This window comes from Actinoplanes sp. TFC3 (assembly GCF_001553785.1).
Classification (GTDB): Bacteria; Actinomycetota; Actinomycetes; order Mycobacteriales; family Micromonosporaceae; genus Actinoplanes.
The window spans coordinates 1,716,756-1,742,154 of sequence record NZ_LOJP01000001.1 but is presented as its reverse complement, the minus strand read 5'-3'; the positions used below and the strand labels follow the sequence as shown (position 1 = coordinate 1,742,154).

Here is a 25,399-nt window from a genome sequence, read left to right as displayed (position 1 = left end):
AGGCCCCAGCTTAACGGCGGAAGCCACCCGCGGCAGGGGAAAGTGCTAACGGCGCATTCAGACCACCACCTCCTGTGCTTGGGTAATCGCTCGCGGAGGCACTGTGGTGTCAGACTCACCCTCATACACACACAGGGGGTCGATATGCCGGACCCGATCATGCTTGCCGTTGCAACCGCCGTTGCCGTACGCACGGCGGAGGCAGCCGTCGCTCAGAGCCCTGCCGCATGGGCTTCGCTCGTGAGGCTGGTACGCCGCCGTTTCAGCGGGAACCCCCACGCGCTCGAAGCATTGGCGGAGGCGCGTGCGCAACCCGAGAATGCAGAATCGGTGCGGGCGCTGGCGAACTCACTCGACTACTTCGCAGCTCGGGATCAAGCATTCGACACTGAGCTGCGAGCGTTGTGGGCGCAAGTTGACACCAACAATGCTCAGAGCTCGGTGATGAACTACAACGCCGGAGGGGTCACCGGGCTCTTGCTGCAGGGCCGTGACATCACCTTGAACGGCCCTCTTCATCTTGGTGGCACCTCTGAGGCCCCCTAGACGCCGTGCCGCAATTCAACTTCGTGGACGGCACGGTTACAGGCGCCATCGTGCAGGCTGCATCCATCACCGGCGGCGTCCGTGTGCACATTGATCCGCCTCATACCCCGCCGCGTCAGTTAGCCGCAGCTCCGGCAGTGTTCGTCGGCCGCGACACGGAGTTGTCCGAACTCGCTGTCGCGGGGATGGCTCCGATGACCGTGCTGACCGGCCCGGGCGGCGTCGGCAAAACAACCCTGGCCAGGCGCTGGGCTGATGAGATACGCACCCGTTTCTCGGACGGCCAGCTGTGGATAGACCTGCAGGGTGACAGTGAGGACACTGCCGTCGACCCCGGCGACGCTCTCGGTTGCTTCCTCCGGGCTCTTGGCGTACCTGCTGAACGCACACCTTCGCGGTCTCCCGAACGAGCTGCGCTCTTTCGATCGCTGACCGCGGAGCGGTCCTTGCTGATCGTCTTGGACAATGCGTTCTCGGTGGCCCAAGTCCGGGCGCTTCTACCCGGTGCGGACGCAAGCCTTGTGGTGGTGACCAGCCGGCAGCGACTCACCGGCCTGATTGCCGATGGCGCCGTCACGGTGGATGTCCGGCCATGGGGAGTCGATGATGCCATCAGCATGCTGGAGCGGCTGCTCGGAGCCGCACGGGTGGAGCACGAACGCGCGCACGCTGTTGCGCTGGCTCGGCTCTGCGACGGGCTGCCCATTGCCCTCAGTGTCGTAGCCGCTCGGCTGGCAATGCGCCCACGGCTGCCGCTGGCAACTCTGGCCGCTGAGCTGGCGGAGGAAGCGCATCGGCTGCGTGGCCTGCGTACCGTTGAAGGCGTCTCGGTGATGGCCTCGCTGGACCTGTCCTACCAGAATCTGGCGGACCCGGTGCAAGCGGCATACCGGCGGCTGGGCGTGCTGCCCGGTCGCGAATATGGGCCTGGACCGATCGCTGCCCTCGCCGGTTCGGCACAGCTTGGCGCGGACGCCATCGAGACTCTCCTGCAGGCTAATTTGCTGGAGGAGGTCGACACCGATCGTTTCCGCCAGCATGACCTGCTTGTGCTTCATGCGCGGCATCGGTTCGAGACCGACGAGCCAGCGACGGCGCAGGCTCTGCTGCGGCGGACCGCCCTCGAGTGGTACTTGGATTCGGCGACAGCAGCGGAACGAACGCTCACGCCGTACCGTCAGCGCCCTTTCTCCTATGCTCGCCATAGTGCTCCCGCTTTCCGGAGGTCGTTCGAGGACCGCGCGCAGGCTTTATGGTGGCTGGACGACGAGCGTTCAGTTCTTTTCACTGCCAGTTCGAAGGCTTTGGAGAGCGGCTGGTACGACCTCGCCTGGCACCTGTGCGACGTCCTCTGGCCCTTGTTTCTCTACAAGAAACACTACCGGGACAGAATTACCGTCGACGAACGTGGCGTCACCTCCGCCCAGCGATGGGGCAACGGCTGGGCCGAAGCCGATATGCGCAAACGTCTGGGCGACGCGCTAGCGGAGGCCGGGCAGTCGGAGAATGCCGAGCGTGCGCTCAGGCTCGCCGTTGACGCATATCGGCAGGCCGGTGATGGCTTCGGCGCCGTGGACGCTGAGGAACGGATTGCCTCGCTCTACCGCGACGACGGGCGAGAAAACGATGCGGTCGCCATATACACCCGTGTTCTTGCAGCGAATCGGGCGAGCGGCGACGCCCGGCGTACCAGCCTGACACTGATCAGACTGGGGTCGTTGCTCTGCACCACGGCGGCGCGCGACGAAGCGATCGATCACCTGCTGGAGGCGCGGACCCTGCTGCAACAGCTTGCCGCCACCGACCCTTACAACGGCCAGCGAGCCGAGATTGCCTTGGCGCGGGCGTATCTGGTTCGCGGCCGGTTGCAGGACGCAGCTCAGGCGGCGGCGCGTGGCCGCGACGGCATGCGCCGTCTCGGCTCGGCGTTCGAACAGGCCCAGGCCGTCGAAGTGCTGGCACGTGTCGCGCAGGCGCAAGGTGACACCGGCTGCAGCCGAGGACACTGGCAGCAGGCGCTGGAAATCTATGACCGCCTTGGCTCAGCCCGAGCTGACGCGGTCCGAGCTGAACTGGGCAAGCCAGAAATGATAACCAGCAGCGGCGCTGCGCCGGAGCAAAGCGGCGCGAGCCAGCGACAGTGAGTCATCGGTCATGACATCGCCCGCGGTACCGGTACCGGGGCAATCTGTCTGTGCTTTCCCGGTTGAGGTACGCCGAGAAGTCGGTAAAGATGGCGGCGCAGCCTTTCGCCAGCCTCTCCGGGGTAGGACGTCAGTCGCTCGACAATGGAGTTGGCTTTCAGGGGTACGGCATTGCGCAACTGCGGCTCCCATGGGTCCCCCGGGCGCACCCGGGTGGCCTGTTGCAGTACGAGCTCTTGCGCCGTACCCGGGGCAACTCGGCGTGACGTCTCGCCTTCGACGCACACCAGAGGTATTCCGGCGGCCGCCGCGTACGCGGTGACCGAGCCGTGGTCGCCAACAACGTGGTCTGCGGCCGCAATCACCGCGCGCCAGTCCTCGGTTGGTGCAGGCAGGATGAGCCCGGCCGAACGGCACTCCGCCGTCCACGCTCGTACTTGCCGATGCCCATGCGCCCAGATCGCTGGATGCAGCAGGGCGGCGACCCGGAAACGCCCTGCTGGGAGACTGCTCATCAAGGCCGGCAACAGCTCCTGGGTTGCGCCGAAAATTCCATCATGTCCCCAGGTGGAACTGACCACCACAAGCCGCTGCTCGTCGCCGATCTCCAGCGCGCGGCGATATGCGGGCCGCTGTGGCAGGCTTCGCAGCAGGCGGTCGTAGCAGATGTCCCCGGCCATCACGGCGACCGGCAGGGCCGCCGGGCACTGTCGCTCCAGGACCTGGCGCTCCCCGTCATGAGCAAGCACCAGAGCCGACGGCAGCACGCGACCGGCTCGAAGCAACTGATGAGCGTCGAGACCATAGACCGGCGCCTCGGCGACGATGGGGCCGCCCTGCTCGGGTGGTCGCGCCATTTTGCCGTGACCGGCGCCATGCGCCATCATCATCAGCGGCGCATGGATTGCCGAGAGGCCGCCGTAGGACGCGGCCACTGCCAGATGGAAACGTTCTTGAGTAGCCTGCTGCCAGGAAATGGTCAATGCTCCCAGCGCTTCCAGGTAGTCTCGAACGCCGCGGTTGAAAACGTCGGGCGCGACCGTGAAGGCAATCTGCACGCCAGGATCGGATTCCACAAGGTCTATGACGTCGAGCACCCGCTGGCAGCTGACGATCGTGTGCACGATCGCCAAAATTCTGCGACAACCGCGCCGCGAAACCCATCGGTCTGCATCTACTCCGATTGGTACCGACAGCCATTCATGATCCATTTTTGGCCTCCCGCTCCGCATGAATCAACCGCGAACAGGATGCGATTCCCTGGCAGGCAGCCGCATGGCCAGAAACCTTGCAGTTCGTTTGCACGGCCGCTAGCACACTCATGTCAGATATCGCGCAGTACGAAGAGGAAATCCTGGCTCTGAACCGCACCGAGCACCCACACTTGAACCCGCGGGGGAGCTCACGTGGGGGAAGGTGCTTCGCATGCGATTCGGCATACTCGGCCCTACAGAACTGCACCACGAGGAAACATCACTTCACCTCGGTGCGGCTAAGCAGCGCGGCCTGCTCGCCCTCCTGCTGCTCCACGCCGGCCAACCCGTACGCGTCGACACTTTGATCGATTACCTCTGGCCGGTACACGGCCGGAATGACCGCCGGAAAATCGTCTACTCAATGATCAGCCGGATCCGGTCCATTCTCGGCCGCAGTGGTTTGCATGGTGTTCTGAATCGCGTCGGCAAGGCCTATCAGCTCGACGTCGATCCCCTCTCCGTCGACTTCCATGTGTTCAATGCCCTGATGGAGCAGGCCCGCGAAGCAGTAGCCGGTGACCGGCCCGCAGCAGCTGCGGCAGGTCTGCAACAAGCCGTCGGCCTGTGGCGAGGCGAACCGCTGCCGGAGCTCCGCGGGGCCGCGGCCGAAGACTTACGAAGTCAGCTGACGGAGAAACTGCTCGACGCTCACAAGTTGCTGGCCGGCGCATTGTTGCGAACCGGCCAGCCCGATGCCGTCATCATCCAGCTCGACACCCTCATCCGCGAGAACGATCTTGATGAAGGGCTGACCAGGCTGTGGCTGAGCGCCCTGTGCGCGGTAGGGCGCGGCGACGACGCCCGGCGACATCTGGCGCTTTTTCGCAAACGTTTCCGCCGAGAGCTGCACATCGACTCAGAGCTCGACCTCGACAGCATTTTGACCGCGCGGCCGACAGCCACCGGGACACGACCTCACCAACTGCCCCACGGGATCCCGGGTTTCGTGGGCCGCGCCGACCTCCTCGCCGACCTCGACCGCATTGCAAGTTGCGCTTCAAGCGGCCCGAACGTCGTCGTCGTCACCGGCATGCCGGGGATAGGGAAGAGCGCGCTGGCAATCCACTGGTCGCAGCACCAGCTGAGCCGGTACGCCGACGGACAGCTCTTTCTTGACGCTGGCGCATTCGGCCCCGGAACCCCGGTCCATCCCAGCGAAGCCTTGGCACATTTCCTGCATGCCCTCGGCGTTCCACCCGACCGGATCCCCGAGGACATCGATGACCGCCGGCACCGCTTCAACGAGTTGCTGAACGGTCGCCGTGTGCTGGTCATACTCGACAATGTCGTGGACTCGGCCCAGGCTCGCCCGCTGATCCCGGCAGCAGGTTCTTGTTTGACGATCATTACGAGTCGGCGCCGGCTCAGCGGCCTCACCATCCGGGAAGGGGTGCACACGCTCGTTGGCTATCCACTGGCCGAGGACGAGGCGAACACCCTGCTGACTCAGATCGTGGGAAACGATCGTGCAGCGGCCGAGCGTCCGGCTGTGAACCGGCTCGCCAGCATTGCCAGCGGTTTGCCACTGGCCCTGCGCATCGTCGGTGAACGTATCGCTGAACGTCCCCGGGCACAGATCACCGAGCTTGCCGATGAGCTGCACGACCGACTGCTGTGGGCGCGCGCCGACGATGACGATCTGACGACAGTGTTTGACTGGTCGTATCAAGCGTTGCCTTCCCGGGCTGCCGCACTGTTCCGCCGATTGGCATTGCATCCGGGCGCACGAATCAGCCTGGAAGCCGCGATGGCATTGTCCGAGACCGATGGCGGCGACATCGAACAGACTTTGAACTCCTTGGCTCGAATTCACCTGATCGAGCATGACACCGTTCGGCATTACAGGTTTCATGACCTGCTTCGTCAATACGCGCAAGCGCGGGCCGCGGCCGACGACTCGCCCGCCGACATCGCCCGATACCGGCGCGCCATTCTGACCTGGTTCCTGCGCTCCGCCGCCAATGCAGCCGCAATAGTGACCCCGCAGCTCGAGCCGGTGCCTGATCTTCCCGAGGCGCCGGACCAGACGATGACGTTCGACTCGCCGGAAACCGCTTTGGCATGGTGCCTGTCGGAGCGAGACAATCTTGTTGCAGCCGCACGATCCGCCGCCACTCATGACATGCACCGGCTCGCATGGCAGATTCCCGCCGCGATGCACGAGACCTTCTCTCGCACCGGCCGGCATGACGACCTCATCGGCGTCAACACCCTCGCGGCAGCATCGGCCCGGATGGACAAACACCAATTCGGTGAGATAGCGAACCTCAATAACCTCGGATATTCACTGTGCGCAACGCACCAGTACGAGCGCGCCATTTCCACGCTGACGACTGCCCGGACACGCGCGTCACAAACGGGCGATCCGGTTGAAAATGTATGCTCGCACAACTTGGCTACCGCATATCTGAGCATCGGCGACACCAGCCGCGCCATCGCCATCTACCACGAGGTCCTTGACGCTACGCGACAGATCGGTAACCAGTTCGGACAGTCTGCAACCCTGCACCGGCTGGGTGATGCCCATCGCAGGCAGGGGCAGCCAGCGCTGGCTCTGACTGTCTATCACGAGGCTCTGCGAATCAGGGAGCAGCTGGGTTCACTACGCGGCCAGGGCCAGACTCATCACGAGTTGAGCGTGCTCCACTTCGGAGCCGGCGAGCTAGCTGCGGCCCTGCGCCACTGCTGCGCCGCAATAGCGCTGTACGAACGCATACGGGATCAAGCCGGCCTCTGCGACGCGCTGATTACTCGCGCTGACATCGCACGAGTAGCCGGCTCAGATTCAGCCGTGGATTCGGCGCAGATCGCGGTCGCCGCATGTAAACAACTGAGCGACTCGTATCGTCGAGTGCACTCACTCGCTGTCCTGGCCGACGCCCTTGACCGGGACGAAATGCTCGATGAGGCAGCGCGGATCCGCGCCGAGGCCGTTGTCATCGCCATCGAGCTACCCGGACCCGACGCCCGCCCCCTGCGAGCCCGCTTGCTTCCCGCTGGAACATCTCCTCGTCCCCTAGTTGCATGACAAGTGTCTTCATGCCTATAGTAAAACCCCGATGGCCTCCTCGGACGATGCCTATTCAAAAGCGGTCATCTTCTTAAGTGGCCATCCGGCACGAAAGGGCCGCGAGGCGATATCAACCGCCGCGCGGCCCTAACACTGCGTAATGTACCTACGACCAGAGGAGACTCAGTATTTGGACAAGCCAGCTAGTACATTTAGCAACGACATGGAGCACTTGTCCAACTTTCGGGCAATTCCGACATCCTGTTGATGCCGGGCATGCACCTGACGATAACGCAAATGATGTTGGACATCGCCGATACTTAATGGTCCTTAAAGCCGGTTAACCGAAACGGTATGCAAGGTGCAAGCGAATCTGCCCAAGGACCGAGCTGACGGGTGCACACCGAAATCAGATGATGCCCTCCCGCATCATTGCCCGCTCACGTGCCGCGCACGAGACCACCGGTGCCAGATCAAAATCGGTCGTCTGTACGAACCCAGCGCTCACCTTGATCGTCGCTACCTCGGGGATCCAGCCGTCCTTGGCCACGATCACCTGATAGGTGCCCTTGGGCAGCCACCACGAGTAGTGACCCTGCGCGTCGGCGATCAGGGTGTAACTGGTCGTGCCGTTGAGGCGGATCGTTGCCTTGAGCGGGGTCACCGCGCCGGCACAGGACGTGCCCGTGATCGTGCCCTGCTGCTTGCCCCAGCTCGCCGGCGGCGTCACGTTCATCTCCACCGAGACGGCCGGGACCTGGTACGGCGTGCCGGTCTTCAGGCTCAGCTGGGCCTTGTACGTGCCCGGCTGCAGTACCCCGGCCGCCGCGGTCGCGGTCAGGGTCACCTTGACGGTCTTCGACTTGCCGGGCGCCAGCTCGAAGGTCGACGGTTCGGTCGACAGCCACGGGACATCGCCGGCTGTCTCGCAGTCGCCCAGGCCCTCGAGCTGGGCCGCGTCGGCGGAGCCCACGAATGGCTCGGGTGAGCCGCCGATGCGGTACGCCCCGCACGCCGCGGCTCCGCGGTAGCGCGGCTGGGCCATCGCGGGCAGGTTCACCCACGCGTTGGCGGCCGGGTCGTAGCCGATGGTCTGGCTGCTCAGCTCGCTGGCCTGGTCCACCGCGCCGCCGGCCAGCAGCAGCAAGCCGCCGGCCGCGGTGGCCTGGGCGGCGAACACGTCGGTGGGCAGGTCCGCCGCGGCGGTCCAGGTGGCCGACGCGGGGTCGTACACCTGGGTGTCCTTGTAGTAGGTGGTGCCGTTGGCGCCACCGGCGCAGTAGATCTTGTCGTTGATGGCACCGCAGCCGATCCAGGACACCAGGTGGGGATAGGCCGTGGTAGCGGTGAACGACGCGGTGGCCGGGTCGAAGACGATGGTGTCCGACGACGCCGTGCACGTGCCTGCGGTACAGCCACCGATGAGGTAGACCTTGCCGTCTGCCACGCCTACGCCGGCGGCGGCGCGGGCTTTCGGGTTGCTGGCTCCGGCCAGTGCCGACCAGGTGCCGGCGGCGATGTCGAACACGTCAACGCTCGGGACCGGGGTGCCGTCGGCCGACCAGCCGCCGAGCACGTAGATCTTGCCGTCGACCGCCGCGGCCGCGGGCTTGGAGCGAGCCGTGGGCAGGTCCGGCAGGGCGGTCCAGTTGGCCGCGCTGGGGTCGTACACGAAGGCCTTTTTCTCATTGCCAGTCGATGAGCCGCCGCCGACCGAATAGACCTTGCCGCCCACCGTGACCGCGGCATTGTCATAAATGGCGGTCGGGTAGTTCCCGATGGGGGTCCAGGCCTGCGCGGCCTTGGTGGCGGGCTTGGGGTTGGTAGCGGCGAACGACAGTCCGGTCTGGGCCGTGGTCAACCCCTTCATCGGTACGTTCACAGCGGTCGAAGCCTTGTCCCGCAACGCCTCGAAGCCCTGCGGGCGTTCCAGGATCTCCACCGTCGCAGCCGCGCTTCCGGTGTTGGTGACGGTGACACCGGTGGTCCGCGTGGTGCCGTAGTTCTGATAGGACTGAATGCTCGGCGGTGTGATGGTGATCCGGCCGGACTTGAGCGCGAAATCGGCCTTCGTGGCATTGTCGGCGGCCACGTTCACCGTTTTGCTCAAGCCCGCATAACCCGGTTTCGTCGCGGTGAACCCGTGCGATCCGGTGGCCGAGGAGAACAGCCAGTAGAAGCCGTCAGCGTTCGACACGCCCTTGTCCGCCGGCACGTCGTTGCTGGTGACCGTCACACCGGCGAGCTTGGCCCCGGTGTTGGCGTCGGTGGTGGTGCCGATGACCAGACCACCCGGAATCGGGGTGCAGGCCCGGTTGACCACCCGCACGTTGTCCACCTGCCACCACCACGCGTACGAGCCCTGATAGTGGAACCGGATCTGCACGGCGGCTGCCCCGGCGGCCGGGGTCAGTGGTACTTCCTCCACCACGGGACCGCGGCGGCTGGCGCTCTGATGCCAGACGTTGGTCCAACTGCCGCCCTTGTCGGTGGACACGTCGATGTCGATGGGGCTGTTGAGCGAGTAGTAGTCGCTGTTGAAGCGCAGGAACGGCGCGCTCTGCCCGGTCAGGTCGACCGTGGGCGTGACCAGGTCGGTGTCCTGGCTCTTGCCGGTGCCCAGCTTGTCACTGTCGACGATCGCGAAGCCCCCGGAACCACCGGTGAGGTTGCCGCGGTTGCCGGCGTCGGTGAAGCTCCAGCCGCCGCCGTCGGTGCGGTTGACGACCGACCAGCCGGCCGGGGTGCCGGCGGAGTCGAAGTCCTCGCTCAGGATGGGAGCGCCGTACGACGCCTGGTAACCGGCAGCGGTGCAGGCCGCCTCGACCGGTACGGCGATGTCCACGGTCCGGTCCGACGCCGCGACCTCGACCTGCACCACAGTGGGCTGGTAACCCGGGTAGAGCGCGGTGACCTTCACCGAGTACGTGGCGTTGGCCGGCACCTGCAGCGAATAGCGCCCGGTCGCCGGGTCGGTGTACACCGGCTCGCCCGGACGCCCGGTGACCTCCAGCTTGGCCGCCAGCGGCCAGCCGTGCCCGGAGCCGTCGGTGACCTTGCCGCTGATCGTGACCATCTGCGCGGCGGGGAGCGCGAAGTTGACGGTGACGGCTTCGCCCTCGGCCACCGTGACCGTGGTGGTCTTGGCGACGTAGCCGTACTTGGCTGCGGTGATGGTGTGGGTGCCGGCTTCCAGGGTCAGCTGGTACTTGCCGTCGGCGCCGGTGGTGACCGTGCGGCCCTCGGAGGTGACGGTGACGTCGGCGATCGCCTTGCCGGTGCGCGCGTCGGTGACCGTGCCGGATGCGCGGGCGATCGGGCCGCGCGGTGCCTGCAGGACGGCGTTGTAGATGTTCAGCCGGCCCTCGCCGAAGACGTTGTTGTCCGCAGCGGTGCCACCGCAGCTGGTGTCGTTGACGTCGGTGGCGCCGGCGTCGAGCAGGCTCCGGGTGGCGGCGATGTCACCGCGCAGCGTCGGGGCGGCCGCCCACAGCAGCGCGACCGAGCCGGCCACGTGTGGGGTGGCCATCGAGGTGCCGTCCCAGGTGTCGTACCCGCCGGGAATGCTGGAACGGATGGCGACGCCGGGGGCCGCGACGTCCGGCTTGATCGAGTTGTCGATCGAGGACGAGCCGCGGCCGGAGAACGAGCCGATGCTGCCGTTGGAGCCATATGCGCCGACCGCGTACGCCTCGGGGTAGTCGCCGGGGTCGCTGGCGGTGTTGCAGCCCGGTCCGGCGTTGCCCGAGGCGATCGCCGGGAAGATGCCCGCGGCCACCCACGCCTGCACGGTCTGCTGGTACCACAGGTCACCGCGGCCGCCGCCCCACGAGTTGTTCACCACGTCGGGGCGCAGGTCGGGGCGCGGGTTCTGCCCGTTGAGGTCGGTGGGCGCGAGGATCCACTGGCCCGCCGCGAGCAGCGAGGCGTCCGAGCAGTTGCCGGTCTCGCAGCCCTTGGCGGCAATGAACTTGGCGCCGGGGGCGACGCCGATCTGGTTGCCCGCGCCGTCGTCGCCGATCATCGTCCCGGCGGTGTGCGAGCCGTGGTCGTTGTTGTCGCAGGGCACTTCGCCGGGGCAGATGTTCGCCGGGTCGAACCAGTTGTAGTTGTGGTCGTACGTGCCGTCGGCTTTGGTGCCGCGGTAGTGCGCTTTGAGCGCGGGGTGGGTCACGTCAGCGCCGGTGTCGATGTCGGCGACCACGATGCCCTCGCCGGTGTCGCCGAGCTCGTTCCATACCCGCGGGGCGCCGATGCTGGTCAGGCCCCACTCCACGGCGGCGGTGGCGTCGTCGGCCTCCTTCTTGGCCACCGGCTCGATGACCTTCCAGGTGCGCACCGGGTCGATGCGCTCCACATCGGCACGCGCCGCGATCTTGTCCAGCAGCGCCCGGTCCCCGGTCACCCGCAGCGCGTTGGCGATCCAATAGCTCTGGTATGTGGCTTTGTTGTCGTCCAGCAGCGCCCGCAGCCCCTTCTGGCTGTCCTTGGCGGTGCTGGTCAGCTCGGTGTAGACGCGGGCACCCCGGTCGGCCCGGCTGGTGGCCCGGGAAGCGGTCTGCAGGTTGGCCTTGTCGCGCAGGTAGACCCAGAAGCTCGCGGTGCCGCCGTCGGCCACCGCGGACACGACCTCGGAGCTGACCGGCGGTGCCGGCTCGGCCGCGGCGAGCGCGGCGCGGGCCGGTAGCCCGGTCAGCGTGATCGCCAGGGCCAGCAGCGCTGACCCGGTGAGCGATCGTGGTCGTACACCCATGTTTCCTCCCCCAATGGTGGACTGCGTTCCGTATATCCCTTATGCACAGGGAGTGATACGCACGCGTCGATGTCATGCTCCTGCCAGACAACGGCGGTGATCAATGGCATCTCGCGGCCAACACGCGGGCAGCAGACGGGCAAAACCATTGCAGCGCTGTGAATTCTCCATGTGTAGATGTTGACCGGCACCTGTGCGACAGCGTTTGCTGGTGACAGCCGAAGATCCTGGAGGCGCTCGTGTTGGGTCGTTCCAGCGTGCCGTTGGTGGTGTGCGTCTCGCCGGACCGCGAGGTCCGGGAGACCCTGGTCCGCCGCCTCGACGATCTCGGTGCGGTGCTGATGTGCGCCGACATCGGTGAGCTGCGGGCCATGCTCACCGGATCGGACCTCACGCCGGCCCCCGAGCGGGCCACCCCGGACGTGATCAACTTTGGCGACCTCGTCGTGGACGCCGTGCAGCACCAGGTGGCGTGGCGCGGCCGGGCGCTGGAGCTGACCCGGCTGGAACATCGGCTGCTGGCCCGGCTCGCCTCGCCGCCGGTGGAGGTGTGGCCGTACGAGCGGCTGTTCGCGGCGGTCTGGGACAGCGCCTACCTGGGCGACTCGTCGATTCTGCACTCGGCGGTGAAACGACTGCGGCAGAAGCTGCGCGCGCTGGACGGCGGACCGGTGGTCGAAACGGTCCGCGGCATCGGCTATCGGCTGCGCGAGGCGCCGCGCTAGCAGGTCTTGACGCGCGACAACGTTGTCAGCCTCAGGCCTCCCGGCGGTACGCCCGCAGGAACGCCTGCACCCCCGCCACCAGCAACGGCCGGGCCTTCTCGGGCGTGACATCCGAGTGATACCGGTTGCCCACCACGCTGAACGTCAACGCGATGAGGTGGTCCGCCGCCAGCCGCGGATCCGGCGCGGTCAACAGTCCGGCGTCGGCAAGTTCGGCCAACCGCTGCGCGACGGCTTCCTCGGGCTCGTCGGCCAGGATCTCACCCTCCAGCGAGATCAGCCCGTGGGCCAGGCGCAGCAGCGTCGCGTACTCGGCCGAGCCAAGCGTCTGGGTTGCGATCTGTTCGGCAAACGCGACCAGCGCGTCCTCCAGCCGCTCCGCTTCGGTTACGCCGCCGAGCGTCTCGGTCAGCGTCCGGTCGATGGTGGCCACCAGCGTCTTGCCCGCGCTTTCGACGACCGCCGCCAGCAGCGTCACCTTGTCGCCGAAGTAGTCGTAGACGGTCCGCTTCGACACCCCGGCCCCGGCCGCTACGGCGTCCACGCTCGTGCGGTCGAAACCGTCACCGATGAACAACCGCCGGGCGGCGTCCAGGATCGCGTCCCGCTTCTGGGCAGACCCGGTACGCAGCGTTTTCGTGGTTGGCACCCGCTCAGCTTATCGGCCCTTCCAGAAACTACACTGCACGGTGTAGTGTAGTTCGGCATGGACGTACTGATCTCCGGCGCCAGCGTCGCCGGCCCCACGCTCGCCTACTGGTTGCACCGCTACGGCTGGCGGGTGACGGTGGTCGAGAAAGCCCCGGCCGTGCGCGGCGGTGGCTACCCCATCGACATCCGCGGCACGGCGCTCGGGGTGCTCGACCGCATGGGCATCCTGCAAGCCGTACGGGCCAAGCACATCCACACCCACCGCCTCACCTTCGTCAGCCGGACCGGCCGCACGATCAATGCCCTGGACCCCGGAGCCCTGGGCGGCGGCGTGGCCGGACGTGACATCGAACTCCCCCGCGGCGACCTCACCTCGATCCTGTACGACCTGGTCCGCGACGACGTCGAGTTCCTGTTCGCCGATTCCATCGCCACGCTGCACGAGCAGGACACCGGCGTCGAGGTGACGTTCGACAGTGGCCGGACCCGCGCCTTCGACCTGGTCATCGGCGCGGATGGGCTGCACTCCAACACCCGGCGGCTGACCTTCGGGCCGGAGGAGCAGTTCGAGCGCTACCTCGGCTACTGCTTCGCCGGGTTCACCCTGCCCAACGACCTCGGCCTGGCCCACGAGGGCATCACCTGGACCACCCCCGGCCGCTTCGCCGCCCTGTACGCCCCCGGCTGCACCGGCACCTTGCACGGCTTCCTCACGATCGCCCGCCCGGAGCCGCCACTCGCCGAACTGCGCGACCGGGACGCCCAGATCGAGCTGATGAGCCGGGCCTTCGCCGGTGAAAAGTGGGAGATCCCCCGCCTGCTGGACGCGATGCGCGCCGCCGACGACGTGTTCTTCGACGTGACCAGCCAGATCCGCATGCCCCGGTGGTCGCGCGGCCGGGTGGCCCTGATCGGCGATGCCGCGCACGCCCCGTCGTTCTTCTCCGGGCAGGGGACGAGCACCGCCCTGGTGGGGGCGTACGTGCTGGCCGGTGAGCTGGCCAAACACGACTTCGCCACCGCGTTCGACTCGTACGAGGCGACAACGCGGTCGTTCGTCGAGGCGAACCAGGCACTGGCCGACGGCGGGGGCAGCACGCTCGCTCCGGCCACGAACGCCGGGTTGTGGCTGCGCAACCGGATGCTCTCGGTCGCCCCGCTGATGGCGCGCACCGGGCTGCTCGGCCGGGCCGGGCGCAAGGCGAACTCGGCGCTGGCCTTGCCGGCCTACTGAAATCCGTCCGGTAATCGATGTTCCGGTGGCGGCTCGGGTGCCCAAGAGCAGCAAGCCCTGTCACTGACCTGCACTGGCCGAGAGCGCGACCCGGCGGATCTGCTGGTGGCGCTGGCCGAGCTGGACCAGTTGCGCGCTGAACACCTGCCGTCCACGCCATCGGCGCCGCCCTGTACGGCCTGCACGTCTTCGCACCAATAGGGTCGGGGGCATGAGTCGTACGGCGTTTGTGACAGGGGCTTCCTCCGGCATCGGCAAGGTGACCGCGGCCGCGCTGGTCGAGCGGGGTTACCGGGTCATCGGCACGAGCCGGGCGCCGGAACGGATCACCGACCCGGTGGCCGGTGTCGAGTACGTGGCGCTGGATCTGACGGTGCCCGAGTCGGTGGAGGGGGTGGCGAAGGATCTGGGCGCTGTGGACGTACTCATCAACAATGCTGGGGAAAGTCAGAGCGGGCCGATCGAAGAGCTTCCGGCCGATGCTGTTGCCCGGCTTTTTCAGACGAACGTTTTCGGGCCGCTGCGATTGTTGCAGCTGGCCACGCCGGGAATGCGGGAACGCGGGTACGGGCGGGTGGTGATGGTCGGTTCTATGCTGGCTTCGTTTCCGTTGGCCTATCGGTCGTCGTATGTCGCCTCGAAGGCGGCGCTCAAGGGTTTCGCCGATGCCGCGCGGCATGAGTTGTCGCCATTCGGGGTGTGGGTGACGACGGTCGAGCCAGGATCCATTGCTACCGGCATCAGCGAGCGGCGGACCTCGTACGTCCACAAGAACTCTCCCCATGAACGCGACTACACCACAATGTTGTCCGCACTGCGCCGCAACGAGCAGGCCGGCACATCACCGGAGAAGGTGGCACAGACCATCATCACCGCGGTCGGAGCACGCCGGCCCAAAGCGTTGTACGCCATCGGCAGCGGAGCGCCCTACGTGTTCGCGTTGCGCCGCGTAACGCCGGGTTCGCTGGTCGAAAAGCTGGTGCACCGCCGGCACGACCTGCCGCGCTGAACGGTGCACTGCCGGCACGACCTGCCGCGCTGAACGGGGCAACGCGAGAGATCCTTACGTTCTACTCTCGACGGTACGCGCCCGAGGCGTTCGGGTGCACAGCCACGGGGAGTGACTTTGACAGCCAAGCAGTTCCGGAGAGGTGCCCTGGCCGCGATGCTGGTCGCGGTGTCCATCGCCACCGCCGGCGCCCCGGCGTATGCGGACGACCCGGGCGCCGGTGGCGGCGACGGCGGCAAGCCGGTCGTCGTGGACGCCGGCGACGACACCGATGTGGTGGACGCCTCCGACCCCAACGGGTTGCAGGCCAAGCTGACCGGCTTCAAGGCCTGGATCAACGAGCAGCCGGGCCTCGCGGACAGCGGCTACATCGAGTCCGTGAACGACGCCGCGGACAGCAGCACCATCCTGCTGTGGCACGGGGATTCACCGCTGCAGCAGAGCATCATCGACGCCGGGGCCGAGCGCGGGATCGAGGTGAGCGTCGAACCGCGTGACTACGACCGGCCGACGCTGGAAGCCGCGGCGCTGGAGGTGCTGGAGATGGAGCCGGCCGACCTGAACGGCTTCCAGGTCAGCAGCGCGTTCCCGGTCACCGCCGACTACGACGGCCTGGTCATCGAGGGCACACCCACCGAGCAGACCGTGCCGGCGGCGAAGACGGCCAGCCGCACGTTGAAGCTCGCCGCCAGCCCGGCCGGGGTGCGGGCGAAGTTCGTGCCGCTGGACGGCCCGGCCGCCGAGCCGGCTCCGATCGCGGCCACCCGGGACAAGGACTACGCGCCGTACAACGCCGGTGGCTACATGCTCGACTCGGGTGCGAACAACAACGTGGCGACCTGCAGCACCGGGTTCGCCATCCGCCGCGGCGGCGTCAACTACACGACCACGGCCCGGCACTGCTGGAACCATCACTACAAGCCGTACAACGCCTCGGCCCGCACCTACGGCGACGGCGTGGTGAACTCGCGGGACGGCGCGGGCCGCCAGTTGAGCGCGCACGGGTCGTCGCTGATGTTCGACGGCGCCTACAACAATGCGGCGGGATACAACAAGAAGGTCATCGGGTACGGCGCGGTCAGCATCGGCGACAAGGTGTGCGCCAGCGGCGGCAACTCCGGCGTGCACTGCAACCTGAAGATCTTCGCCGCGGGGGTGTTCTTCAACGACGGGTTCAGCGCGGTGTCCACCATCGTGGCGACCTCCAGCGGCACGGCGCCCGCGGCCACGTACGGCGACAGCGGCGGACCGGTGTTCGTCACGGCCGGCACGGGCAAGGTGCGAGCCGTCGGCATGATGCAGTGGGCCGACTTCCACAGTCAGTACCGGCGGGCGTGCTCTGCTCGTACCCAATTGATCTGCAGTTCCCGGGTGGGTTTCACGCTCATGTCGGTGGTCGTCAACACGATCCCCGGAGCGAGCCTGGTCACCAGCTGAAGAAAATAGCGATCGCCACCCAACCGGCGACCGCCTTGCGGGGGTATGCAGGGTGTGAGAATCGAACCGGGTGACTTCGCCGGCTGGGTGCGTCCGCATCTGGGCGCGATGGCCCGGCTGGCGGCCCGGCTGGCACCGCAGGCCGACCGCGACGACATCGTGCAGGAAGCCCTGACCCGGGCCTGGCTCAAACGCGCCCAGTACGACCCGGGCCGGGGCTCCCCGTCGGTGTGGCTGCTGGCCATCACCGCCGACCAGGCCCGCAAGGCAGCACGCCGGGTGCGGCCGCTGTTCACGGCGCGGGAGGCCGAGCACCCGGCGGGGATCCCGGACGAGCGTCTCGACCTGCGGCGCGCCCTGGACCGGCTCACCGAGCGGCAACGGCTCGCGGTGGACTGCGTGTACTTCGCCGGTCTGAGCACCGTTGAAGCCGCAGCGGTCATGGGCTGCTCCGCCGGGACGGTCAAGTCCACGCTCGCCGATGCTCGCGCCAAGCTGCGAAGCCTGCTGGAGGTGGCCGGATGATGAGCGATCCCATCGACGACATGCTGACCGAGGCGGGCCGGGAGTGGCGTGCCGCCCAACCCGAGCCGCCCGAACCGGCAATCCCGCGACGGTCGACCACGTGGTTCCCGGTCAGCGCAGCGGCCGCAGCGGTGGTGGCCGCGGTGAGCGTGACGGTGTGGTTGGTGCACAAGCCCGCGGAGCTGACCGACCCGGTGGCGGCCGGCGCGGCGGCGGACCTGGTGGTGCATGACGGCGACACGGTCGAAGGGTCCGGAACCCTGGAGAAAGCCGGTGGCCAGGTGCATTTCTGTGCGCCCGCGCCGCAACCGCTGGGCTCCCCCGCCGGCTGCCGCTATTTCGTGCCGGTGACCGGCGTCGACGTCAAGCCGGGTGACGTGCATCTGGCCGGGGTCTGGCGCTCGGGTGTGCTGGAGGTCAAGCAGCAGAGCCCGGCGCCGAACGAGCCGGTCGACGCCGGCCCGCCGGTCAACCCGCCCTGTGCCGCACCCGCCGGTGGATGGCCGGAATCCTCCGACGACCGCACGGCTTTGACCACCTACATCGAGCAGGACCACCCCGACCAGTTCCGTACGCCCTGGGTCGCCTCCGGTAACGGCGGAAAGGTGCTGGTGGTCGAGGTGGTCAACGGTGATGTCGGCCGGGCGCGCACCGAGCTGGCAAAGCGTTACCCCGGCAACCTGTGCGTGAGCGACCAGTCCGGCCGGCCCAGCCTCGCCGATCAGCAGAAGGTCGCCAGCACCGTGGGCCGGGCCGTGGCCAAGCTGATGGACAACCCGGCGAACGGCATCTACCTCAGCGCGACCGACGACACGGTCCGCCCGGCGATGGTCATGCTGACGCCGCAGCTCTACGACAAGCTCGCGGACATCGGATTCGTGGCCCTGCAACCCGATCCGTGGCTCAGGCCGGTATGAGACCGACGCCGCTGCCGGCCACAGAGGGGCCGGGCCGGCAGCGGCTGCTCCTTGCGGGATCAGACGTCGGCGGTGATGCGCTGCCACGCTTCCTCGGCGGGCAGGAACACCCGGTCCTTGACCCGCGGCGGACGCTGACCCGCGCGGATCGTGCGTTCCCACTCGTGAAAGAACGCGTCGGGGTGCACGCCGATCACCTCGATCGGCTGCAACGCGTCCTGCCCGCGGGCCGTGCGGTAGTCCTCGGACTGCTCGGCGAGCCGCAGGTCCAGCGCCTCCGCGAAACCCTGGGTGAGCCGGCCGGCCACGGCGATCTGGTAGCGGCCGTCGCTTAGGTGGTACGTGGCGTTGCGGATCTCCGTACCGGTGTCGCCGCAGGCCGCGGTCAGCGCGCGCACCGCCGCCGCCTCGCCCAACTGCACCCCGGCGGCCGAGCGGGTGATGTTGCGCCCGGCGTACTCGATGCGCGGGGTGCGACCGACGTAGCCGACGACCCGCACGATGTCGGTGACCGCGCAGCGGTACAGCCCGCCGAAGTGGCTGAGCAGCAGGTGATAGTCCTTACCGACCTCGAGCTCGTGGGCCAGCAGAGTCTCGCTGCCGGCGGTGATCTGCTGCTCGGCCGGGATGAACTCGTAGAAGCAGCCGGGCACATACAGCGGGGCGCCGCTGGGGTGGCGGTCGACCGGGACGCCGGCCGGGCCCTCGCAGGACGCGATCGGGGCGGTGAACAGCTGCACGCCTGGCCCGAAGGTTTCCCGGACGCGGGGAAGGTACAGCGCGGCGAGGGCACTGTTCCAGACCACGATGCCGGCCAGGTTGGGCCACAGGTGGTAGGGCGTGACCGTACCGAAGGTCTTGGCGTATCCGGCGATCTCGTCGGCGCGCTGCGGGTTGGGTTCGCTGTGCGGGCGTCCGCCGAGGGTGCCTTCGCGGATCTCGTCGACCAGGCGCTCCCACTGCTGGCCCAGCTGGTAGACCAGCCCCGACACCATCGCCGGGTTGATCCCGATGAGCAGGCGGATGTTCTGCTCGGCGGCCAGGCGCAGCTTGAAGTAGGCGCGGTCGTACGGGTTGGCGCCGGCCAGCTCCTCCGGGATTCTGGCCCAGGGCGCATCGTTGCCGGGGCCGACCGAGAGGCTTTCGCCGAACTTGGTGTAGTCGACCTGGCTCGGGCCGATGTGCGGCTGGCCGTGCTCGGTGCGGGCGATGGGCGCGCTCGGATCCTGCCACAGGTTGAGCACGCCGCCTGACACCGCCGAGGGCAGCGTACGGATCAAAGTGGCGAACGCCGCGTGGTAGAAGGGCAGGAACGTGCGCTGCATGTGGGTCCGGGTGATCGGGATGTGCTTCTCCCGGCCGGTGCTGCCGCTGGACGAGAAGTAGACGACCGGGTCATCGGCGGTCAGCACGTTGCGTTCACCGGCCATCGCCCGCTCGATCCACGGCATCATCTCCTCGTGGGTCCGGATGGGCACGGCCCGGCGGTACTCGTCGATCGTGCGCACCTCGGCCAGGCCGTACTCCTTGCCGTACTCGGTGTTGCCGTTCTCGCGCAGGATGTCGGTCAGCAGGTCACGCTGCACGGTGCCGGGGTGTTCCAGCGCTTCGAGCAGCCGCTGGTACTCCCCCAGGATGCGTTGGGCGTCCATCTTTCCCTCCTAGTTGTAGATGCCGGCAAGCCACGGGTGCAGGGGTTCGGCGCGCTTGCCGAGCAGGGTCGTGGTGAGCCGGTACGGGTCGACATGGGTGTGGTCGCGGCCCAGACACCGGTTGAGCAGCCGCAGGTCGGCGTCCTGGGAGCCGTTGTCCGGGGCTTGGCCGAGGATGCGCTGCGCGCGGGTCATGCAGCGGCGCAGCATGGCGACGTCGAACGATTGCGGGGAGCCGCGGTGCAGGGTCCCGGCGAAATACAGGCGCATGCCCAACCGGTACGTCCTCGCCTCGACATCGCCGAACAGGCCGGTCAGATCACCCAGTGTGGACCCGGTCCACCCGCCGTACCGGCTGGAACGCACGGCCCCGTCGATCGGCACGCGACTGAGCGGGAGCCGGCTGACGTCCGCGCCGAATTCCTGCAGCACCCGTTCCAGCAGCACGTAATCGGGGTTCAGCCCGTCGTCGTAGAGCAGCAGGAACGTGCGGCCGGGCTGGATCGCCGGCAGCAGGTCCCGCAGGATCGGTACGAGGTAGTTGGCATGCGCGTCCGCGCCGACGACCTGGCGCAGCGGCAGCCCCCAGCGCGGACCGTCCAAGTAGACCGGTCCGCCGTAGCGCGCGTGGTCGACGAGCAGGTCGTGCTCGCGCAGCCGGTCGAGCAGCTCGTCCTCGCCACAGGCCAGCGGCCGCACCGCGGTGAGCCCGGGATCGGTGACGCCCAGGTGGTTCAGCTGAGCAGTCCACAGCTCCAGCAGCCGGCGCGCGGCCGGGTGGATCCAGCCCTCGCGTTCGACGCGCTCGAAGTACGGGTCCAGCTCGCGCGGGTGCGGCGGCTGACCCTCGGCGTGGAAGCGCACATAGCGCAGGCCGATCTCACCCTCGGTGGCCTGCGACCAGTTGGTGCCCGGCTCGCTGGCGTCGAGGTAGTGCCAGAACGCCGTGGTCTGCGTGGTCAGATTTGCCATCCGCGGATTCCAGACCAGCGTCACCGGCAGAATGCGCGCGGTGGCCCGTACCAGAATGTCGGTCCATAAAAGACCTTTGACATGAGTGGGTGTCAAGGGCTTGGTCGGGGTGATGGTGACCGGGACGACGAACAATTCCCCGGAACGTATCCGGGTGTCCGCCGCCGCCAATTGCTGAACGGTTGCCGACGTCATTTGACCACCATCTCCATTTCTGTTGCCAAGGCCGGTCCGGGGGTGAGCGGGCGCGGCGCCGGGCCGTCCTCGCCGGCTTCCTCCAGCGCGACGAAGCGATGCAGCCAGCGCAGCGGTGCCGGGCTCCACCAGTTCCACGCGCCCATCAGCGTCATCGAGGCCGGCAACGCGAAGCAGCGCACGATGGTCGCGTCGATGAACACCGCAACGGTCAGGCCCAGCCCGAGCTGCTCGATGCGGGCCATCCGGGCGGTGGCGAAACAGCCGAACACCACACACATCAGCAGCGCCGCCGAGGTGATGATCCGGCCGGTTTTCTGCAGGCCGCGGCGCACGGCCACGTCGGTCTTCTGCCCGCCGCGCACATATTCGCGGACCCGGCCGAGCAGGAACACCTCGTAGTCCATGCTCAGCGCGAACGCCATGGTGAACACGATGATCAGCGTGAACGGGTCCAGACCGCCGATGGTCAGCGTGTCCAGCGGCCCGGCCAGCCGGCCGTCCTGAAAGACCAGCACCAGCACGCCACACGAGGCCCCGAGCGAGATCAGATTTGTGACAAGAGCCTTCAGCGGTACGACCACAGAACCCGTCATCGCGAACATCAGCACGAACATGGCGCCCACCGTTACCGCGACCGCCGTGACCAGCTCCTCGCGCAGCTTGGTGACAATGTCCTCGAGAACCGCCGCTTCCCCGGTGATCGAGGATATCGCCGCCGGTCGATGCGCCCGGACCCGGGTGACCAAGTCGCGGGCAGCACGATCCTGAACTGCACCGCGCAGCACAAGACTGACCGCGGAGCGCCTTTCGTCGATCTGCCGGGCCGGTGTCACCTGCGCCACGGCGTCGTCGTGAGCCCAGTCGCGCGCCCAGTCCGCAAGGAACGGCGCCGGGGACTCGGCGACCACAGTGATCGCCGGCGGGTTGGCACCGAAGCGGTCCTGCAGCTCATGCGCGACGGCCACCGGCTCCAGGTCACCCGGCAACGCCTCCAGCCGGGGCACCTTGATGGTGGCCGTGGCCAGCGGCGCTGCGGCGGTCAGCAGGATCGCGACCGTGGCCAGCAGCACGATCACCGCGTGGCGCTGCACAAAGCGCGCGAGCCCGGCGAACATGCCCAGGTCGGAAGCAAGGTTGCGGTTGACCCAGTGGTGGCGCGGCTTGCCGTCCGGGCCCATGGTGTGCGAGCCCAGGTACTGCCGGCGCCGGGTGACGCCCAGCATCGCCGGGGTCAGGGTGAGCGCGGCCAGCAGCGACACGAACGTCACCGACACCCCGGCCACGCCCAGCGTCGACAGGTCGTCGAAGGAGAACGCCATCAGCCCGGCCAGCGCCACCATCACGGTCAGGGCGCTGTAGGCCACGGTGCGACCAGCCAGCCGGGTGGCCCGGGCGCTGGCCTCGGCCGGGACGTACCCGGCGTCGAGTTCCTCGCGGAAGCGGCTGACCAGCAGCAACGAGTAGTCGATGGACAGGCCCAGGGCGAGCAGGGTCACCAGGGTCAGCCCGTTCTGGGTGACGTCCATGAGGTGGGTGAAGCCGTACAGGACCAGGAACGCGCCGGTGGCCGAGGCGGCGGCGGCCAGCACCGGCAGGCACGCGGTGACGATGCCGCCGAAGATGACGACCAGGATGAGCATGGTGAGGGGCAGCGACAGCAGCTCGGAGCGGTGCAGATCTTCGCCGAAGGTGTCACCGGCCTGCAGGTCCAGGGCCGCGTCACCGCCCACCCGCACGCTCGCCTGCGGCTGCCCGGCGGCGCGCAGCTCGGCCTGCAGGCGGTGCAGGCGCTCGGTGACCGCAGGGGTCGCCTCGGCTTCGGCACCGACCTGGCTGGTCAGCAGGACGGTGTCCGCGCGCAGCTCGCCCGGCACGGTGATCCCGCCGGAGACGCCGGCGCTCAGGGAGTTCGTGGACCCGGTGACCTCGGGCATGCGACCCACGTCCGCCGACGCGGCGTCCAACCGGCTGCGGACCGGCGCCGCGGCGGTGTCGACGTGATCGACGATGGCTACGATCTGCTCGGTCTGCGGGCCGCTGCCGGCCAGCAGGTTCTGCGCGTGCACGCTTTCCAGCGCATCGGGTAGCCGGCCGTCGACCAGCCGATTCAGCAGGCTACCGGAGAGCACCATTCCGGAAGCGGCGATCGCCGACCACAGCACAATGACAAGAAAGGGGTGACCGAAACACCATCGCCCGACTGCTTCCAACGCACCGCGGCGTTTTTGTCGCTCACTCATCGCCGGGCACTCCTTCGCCCAACAATGGCACTGGTCGCGCCGGATGCGGGAGCACGAATAGCGCCGGATAACATCGGGGGGTGGCCCGGAGACGCCGGGCCGACTGTGCGACAGGAGACCCACCGTGGCCCAACCCCGTACCCGAGCCGAGGCCGTCGTCGTCACGGCCGGGACAACGGCGGCGGACGCGGTGTCCGCGGCCGGTCTGCCGTCCTCCGGGCCCAAGGCGATCGTGGTGGTGCGCGACGCCACCGGCCGGCTGCGCGACCTGGACTGGGCGCCCGAACAGGACGCCGAGGTCACCCCGGTCGCCATGGACGAACCGGACGGGCTCGACGTGCTGCGCCACTCGGCCGCGCACGTGCTCGCCCAGGCCGTGCAGGACGTCTTCCCCGAGGCCAAGCTCGGCATCGGCCCGCCGGTCGAGAACGGCTTCTACTACGACTTCGACGTCGCCACCCCGTTCCAGCCCGACGACCTGCCCAAGCTCGAGAAGCGGATGCAGGAGATCATCAAGGCCGGGCAGACGTTCAAGCGCCGCCGCTACGAGTCGCTGGACGCGGCCAAGGCCGAGCTGGCGCACGAGCCGTACAAGCTGGAACTCGTGGACATCAAGGGCGATGTCGACGACAACGAGGTGATGGAGGTCGGCGGGGGCGAGCTGACCGCGTACGACAACCTCGACAAGGACGGCAACCGGGTGTGGGGTGACCTGTGCCGCGGCCCGCACCTGCCCTCGACCCGGCTGATCCCGGCGGTCAAGCTGATGCGCACGGCGGCTGCCTACTGGCGGGGCAACGAGCGCAACCCGCAGTTGCAGCGCGTTTACGGCACCGCGTGGCCGAGCCGCGACGAGCTGAAGTCGTACCTGAAGATGCTCGAAGAGGCCGCCCGCCGTGACCACCGCAAGCTGGGCGCCGAGCTTGACCTGTTCTCCTTCCCCGACGACATCGGCTCGGGGCTCGCGGTGTTCCACCCCAAGGGCGGCATCATCCGCCGGGAGATGGAGAACTACTCGCGCGAGCAGCACGAGAAGGCCGGCTACTCGTTCGTCAACACCCCGCACATCACCAAGGGCGAGCTGTTCGAGACCTCCGGGCACCTGCCCTACTACGCCGACACCATGTTCCCGCCCATCGAGTTCGAGGGCGCGAACTACTACCTCAAGCCGATGAACTGCCCGATGCACAACCTGGTGTTCAAGTCGCGCGGGCGTTCCTACCGTGAGCTGCCGCTGCGGGCGTTCGAGTTCGGCACGGTCTACCGCTACGAGAAGTCCGGCGTGGTGCACGGCCTGACCCGCGTGCGCGGGCTGACCATGGACGACTCGCACATCTACTGCACCCGCGACCAGATGCCCGGCGAGCTGACCTCGCTGCTGGAGTTCGTGCTCAAGCTGCTGCGCGACTACGGTCTCGACGACTTCTACCTGGAGCTGTCCACCCGCGACGACTCGCCCAAGTTCATCGGCGAGGACAAGGACTGGGAGGAAGCCACTGAGGCGCTGCGCACGGCGGCTACCGCGTCCGGGCTCACGCTGGTGCCGGACCCGGGTGGCGCGGCGTTCTACGGCCCCAAGATCAGCGTGCAGGCCAAGGATGCGATCGGCCGGACCTGGCAGATGTCCACCATCCAGGTCGACTTCAACCAGCCCAAGCGCTTCGGGCTGGAATACCAGGCCGCCGACGGCACCCGCCCGCAGCCGGTAATGATCCACCGGGCGCTGTTCGGCTCGATCGAGCGGTTCTTCGGCGTGATGACCGAGCACTACGCGGGCGCGTTCCCGGCCTGGCTGTCGCCGGTGCAGGTGGTCGGCATCCCGATCCGCGACGACCACGCCGACTACCTCGAACAGTTCGCCGCCAAGCTGCGTGAGCAGGGCATCCGCGCCGAGGTCGACCACTCGACCGACCGCATGCAGAAGAAGATCCGCACCGCCCAGCAGCAGAAGATCCCGTTCATGGCGATCGCCGGTGACGACGACGTGAACGCCGGCACCGTGTCGTTCCGCTACCGCGACGGCTCGCAGCGCAACGGCGTCTCGCTGGACGAGGCGGTCGCACACGTGGTCGACGTGGTGCGCTCGCGCGTGAATGTGGGACCGTCCGCGCCGCAGGAGTGATCGGGTCC

General features: G+C 67.9%; 16 protein-coding genes. 10 read left to right on the top strand and 6 right to left on the bottom strand.

What is annotated here, in order from left to right; all coding sequences use genetic code 11:
• Positions 1–144 precede the first annotated feature (144 nt).
• Positions 145–546, top strand: coding sequence for a hypothetical protein (locus TFC3_RS07875; RefSeq protein WP_067497476.1), 402 nt, complete (start codon positions 145–147; stop codon positions 544–546).
• A gap of 5 nt (positions 547–551) precedes the next feature.
• Positions 552–2,690: an NB-ARC domain-containing protein gene (locus TFC3_RS07870; protein WP_153040137.1), complete on the top strand. Its 2,139-nt coding sequence runs from the start codon at positions 552–554 to the stop codon at positions 2,688–2,690.
• An 8-nt stretch (positions 2,691–2,698) separates the two neighbouring features.
• On the opposite strand, the gene TFC3_RS07865 is transcribed toward TFC3_RS07870, so the two are convergent.
• The gene (locus TFC3_RS07865) at positions 2,699–3,814 is read right to left on the bottom strand and encodes a hypothetical protein (RefSeq protein ID WP_153040136.1); all 1,116 of its coding nucleotides are present in this window, start codon (positions 3,812–3,814) and stop codon (positions 2,699–2,701) included.
• Between the two features lie 301 nt (positions 3,815–4,115).
• Here TFC3_RS07865 and TFC3_RS07860 point away from each other — a divergent pair, with 301 nt between their 5' ends.
• Positions 4,116–6,974: a BTAD domain-containing putative transcriptional regulator gene (locus TFC3_RS07860; protein ID WP_082771917.1), complete on the top strand. Its 2,859-nt coding sequence runs from the start codon at positions 4,116–4,118 to the stop codon at positions 6,972–6,974.
• A gap of 391 nt (positions 6,975–7,365) precedes the next feature.
• Here the strand turns inward: TFC3_RS07860 and TFC3_RS07855 are convergent, their stop codons facing one another.
• Positions 7,366–11,709 (bottom strand): S8 family serine peptidase, encoded by a 4,344-nt coding sequence (locus TFC3_RS07855; protein ID WP_067497464.1) that lies wholly within the window; start codon positions 11,707–11,709, stop codon positions 7,366–7,368.
• Positions 11,710–11,951: 242 nt separating this feature from the next.
• On the opposite strand from TFC3_RS07855, the gene TFC3_RS07850 reads away from it, so the two are divergent.
• Positions 11,952–12,434, top strand: coding sequence for a winged helix-turn-helix domain-containing protein (locus TFC3_RS07850; protein WP_067506200.1), 483 nt, complete (start codon positions 11,952–11,954; stop codon positions 12,432–12,434).
• 31 nt (positions 12,435–12,465) lie between these two features.
• Here the strand turns inward: TFC3_RS07850 and TFC3_RS07845 are convergent, their stop codons facing one another.
• Positions 12,466–13,083, bottom strand: a complete 618-nt coding sequence (locus TFC3_RS07845; RefSeq protein ID WP_067497461.1) for a TetR/AcrR family transcriptional regulator — start codon at positions 13,081–13,083, stop codon at positions 12,466–12,468.
• A gap of 57 nt (positions 13,084–13,140) precedes the next feature.
• Here TFC3_RS07845 and TFC3_RS07840 point away from each other — a divergent pair, with 57 nt between their 5' ends.
• The 5 genes from TFC3_RS07840 to TFC3_RS07820 all read left to right on the top strand — a co-directional run bounded on the left by TFC3_RS07840 (position 13,141) and on the right by TFC3_RS07820 (position 18,207).
• Positions 13,141–14,319, top strand: a complete 1,179-nt coding sequence (locus tag TFC3_RS07840) for an FAD-dependent monooxygenase (protein WP_067497459.1) — start codon at positions 13,141–13,143, stop codon at positions 14,317–14,319.
• 211 nt (positions 14,320–14,530) lie between these two features.
• Complete coding sequence (locus TFC3_RS07835) at positions 14,531–15,328, top strand: SDR family oxidoreductase (RefSeq protein ID WP_067497456.1); 798 nt, start codon at positions 14,531–14,533, stop codon at positions 15,326–15,328.
• A 117-nt stretch (positions 15,329–15,445) separates the two neighbouring features.
• Positions 15,446–16,765: a hypothetical protein gene (locus tag TFC3_RS07830; protein ID WP_153040135.1), complete on the top strand. Its 1,320-nt coding sequence runs from the start codon at positions 15,446–15,448 to the stop codon at positions 16,763–16,765.
• Positions 16,766–16,819: 54 nt separating this feature from the next.
• On the top strand, positions 16,820–17,290 hold the full coding sequence (locus TFC3_RS07825; RefSeq protein ID WP_201787131.1) for an RNA polymerase sigma factor: 471 nt from the start codon (positions 16,820–16,822) through the stop codon (positions 17,288–17,290).
• Positions 17,287–18,207: a hypothetical protein gene (locus TFC3_RS07820; protein WP_153040134.1), complete on the top strand. Its 921-nt coding sequence runs from the start codon at positions 17,287–17,289 to the stop codon at positions 18,205–18,207. The genes TFC3_RS07825 and TFC3_RS07820 overlap by 4 nt, the downstream gene beginning before the upstream one ends.
• A gap of 59 nt (positions 18,208–18,266) precedes the next feature.
• On the opposite strand, the gene TFC3_RS07815 is transcribed toward TFC3_RS07820, so the two are convergent.
• From TFC3_RS07815 to TFC3_RS07805, 3 genes are read right to left on the bottom strand one after another with little or no spacing between them, the layout of a single operon-like run.
• Entirely contained in the window at positions 18,267–19,859 is a 1,593-nt protein-coding gene (locus TFC3_RS07815) for a GH3 auxin-responsive promoter family protein (protein WP_067497444.1), read from the bottom strand.
• 9 nt (positions 19,860–19,868) lie between these two features.
• Positions 19,869–21,026, bottom strand: a complete 1,158-nt coding sequence (locus tag TFC3_RS07810; protein WP_067497440.1) for a hypothetical protein — start codon at positions 21,024–21,026, stop codon at positions 19,869–19,871.
• The gene (locus tag TFC3_RS07805) at positions 21,023–23,269 is read right to left on the bottom strand and encodes an MMPL family transporter (protein WP_067497437.1); all 2,247 of its coding nucleotides are present in this window, start codon (positions 23,267–23,269) and stop codon (positions 21,023–21,025) included. Before TFC3_RS07805 ends, TFC3_RS07810 begins: the two co-directional genes overlap by 4 nt.
• 124 nt (positions 23,270–23,393) lie before the next feature.
• On the opposite strand from TFC3_RS07805, the gene thrS reads away from it, so the two are divergent.
• Positions 23,394–25,391, top strand: coding sequence for a threonine--tRNA ligase (gene thrS / locus TFC3_RS07800; protein ID WP_067497434.1), 1,998 nt, complete (start codon positions 23,394–23,396; stop codon positions 25,389–25,391).
• Positions 25,392–25,399 lie beyond the last annotated feature (8 nt).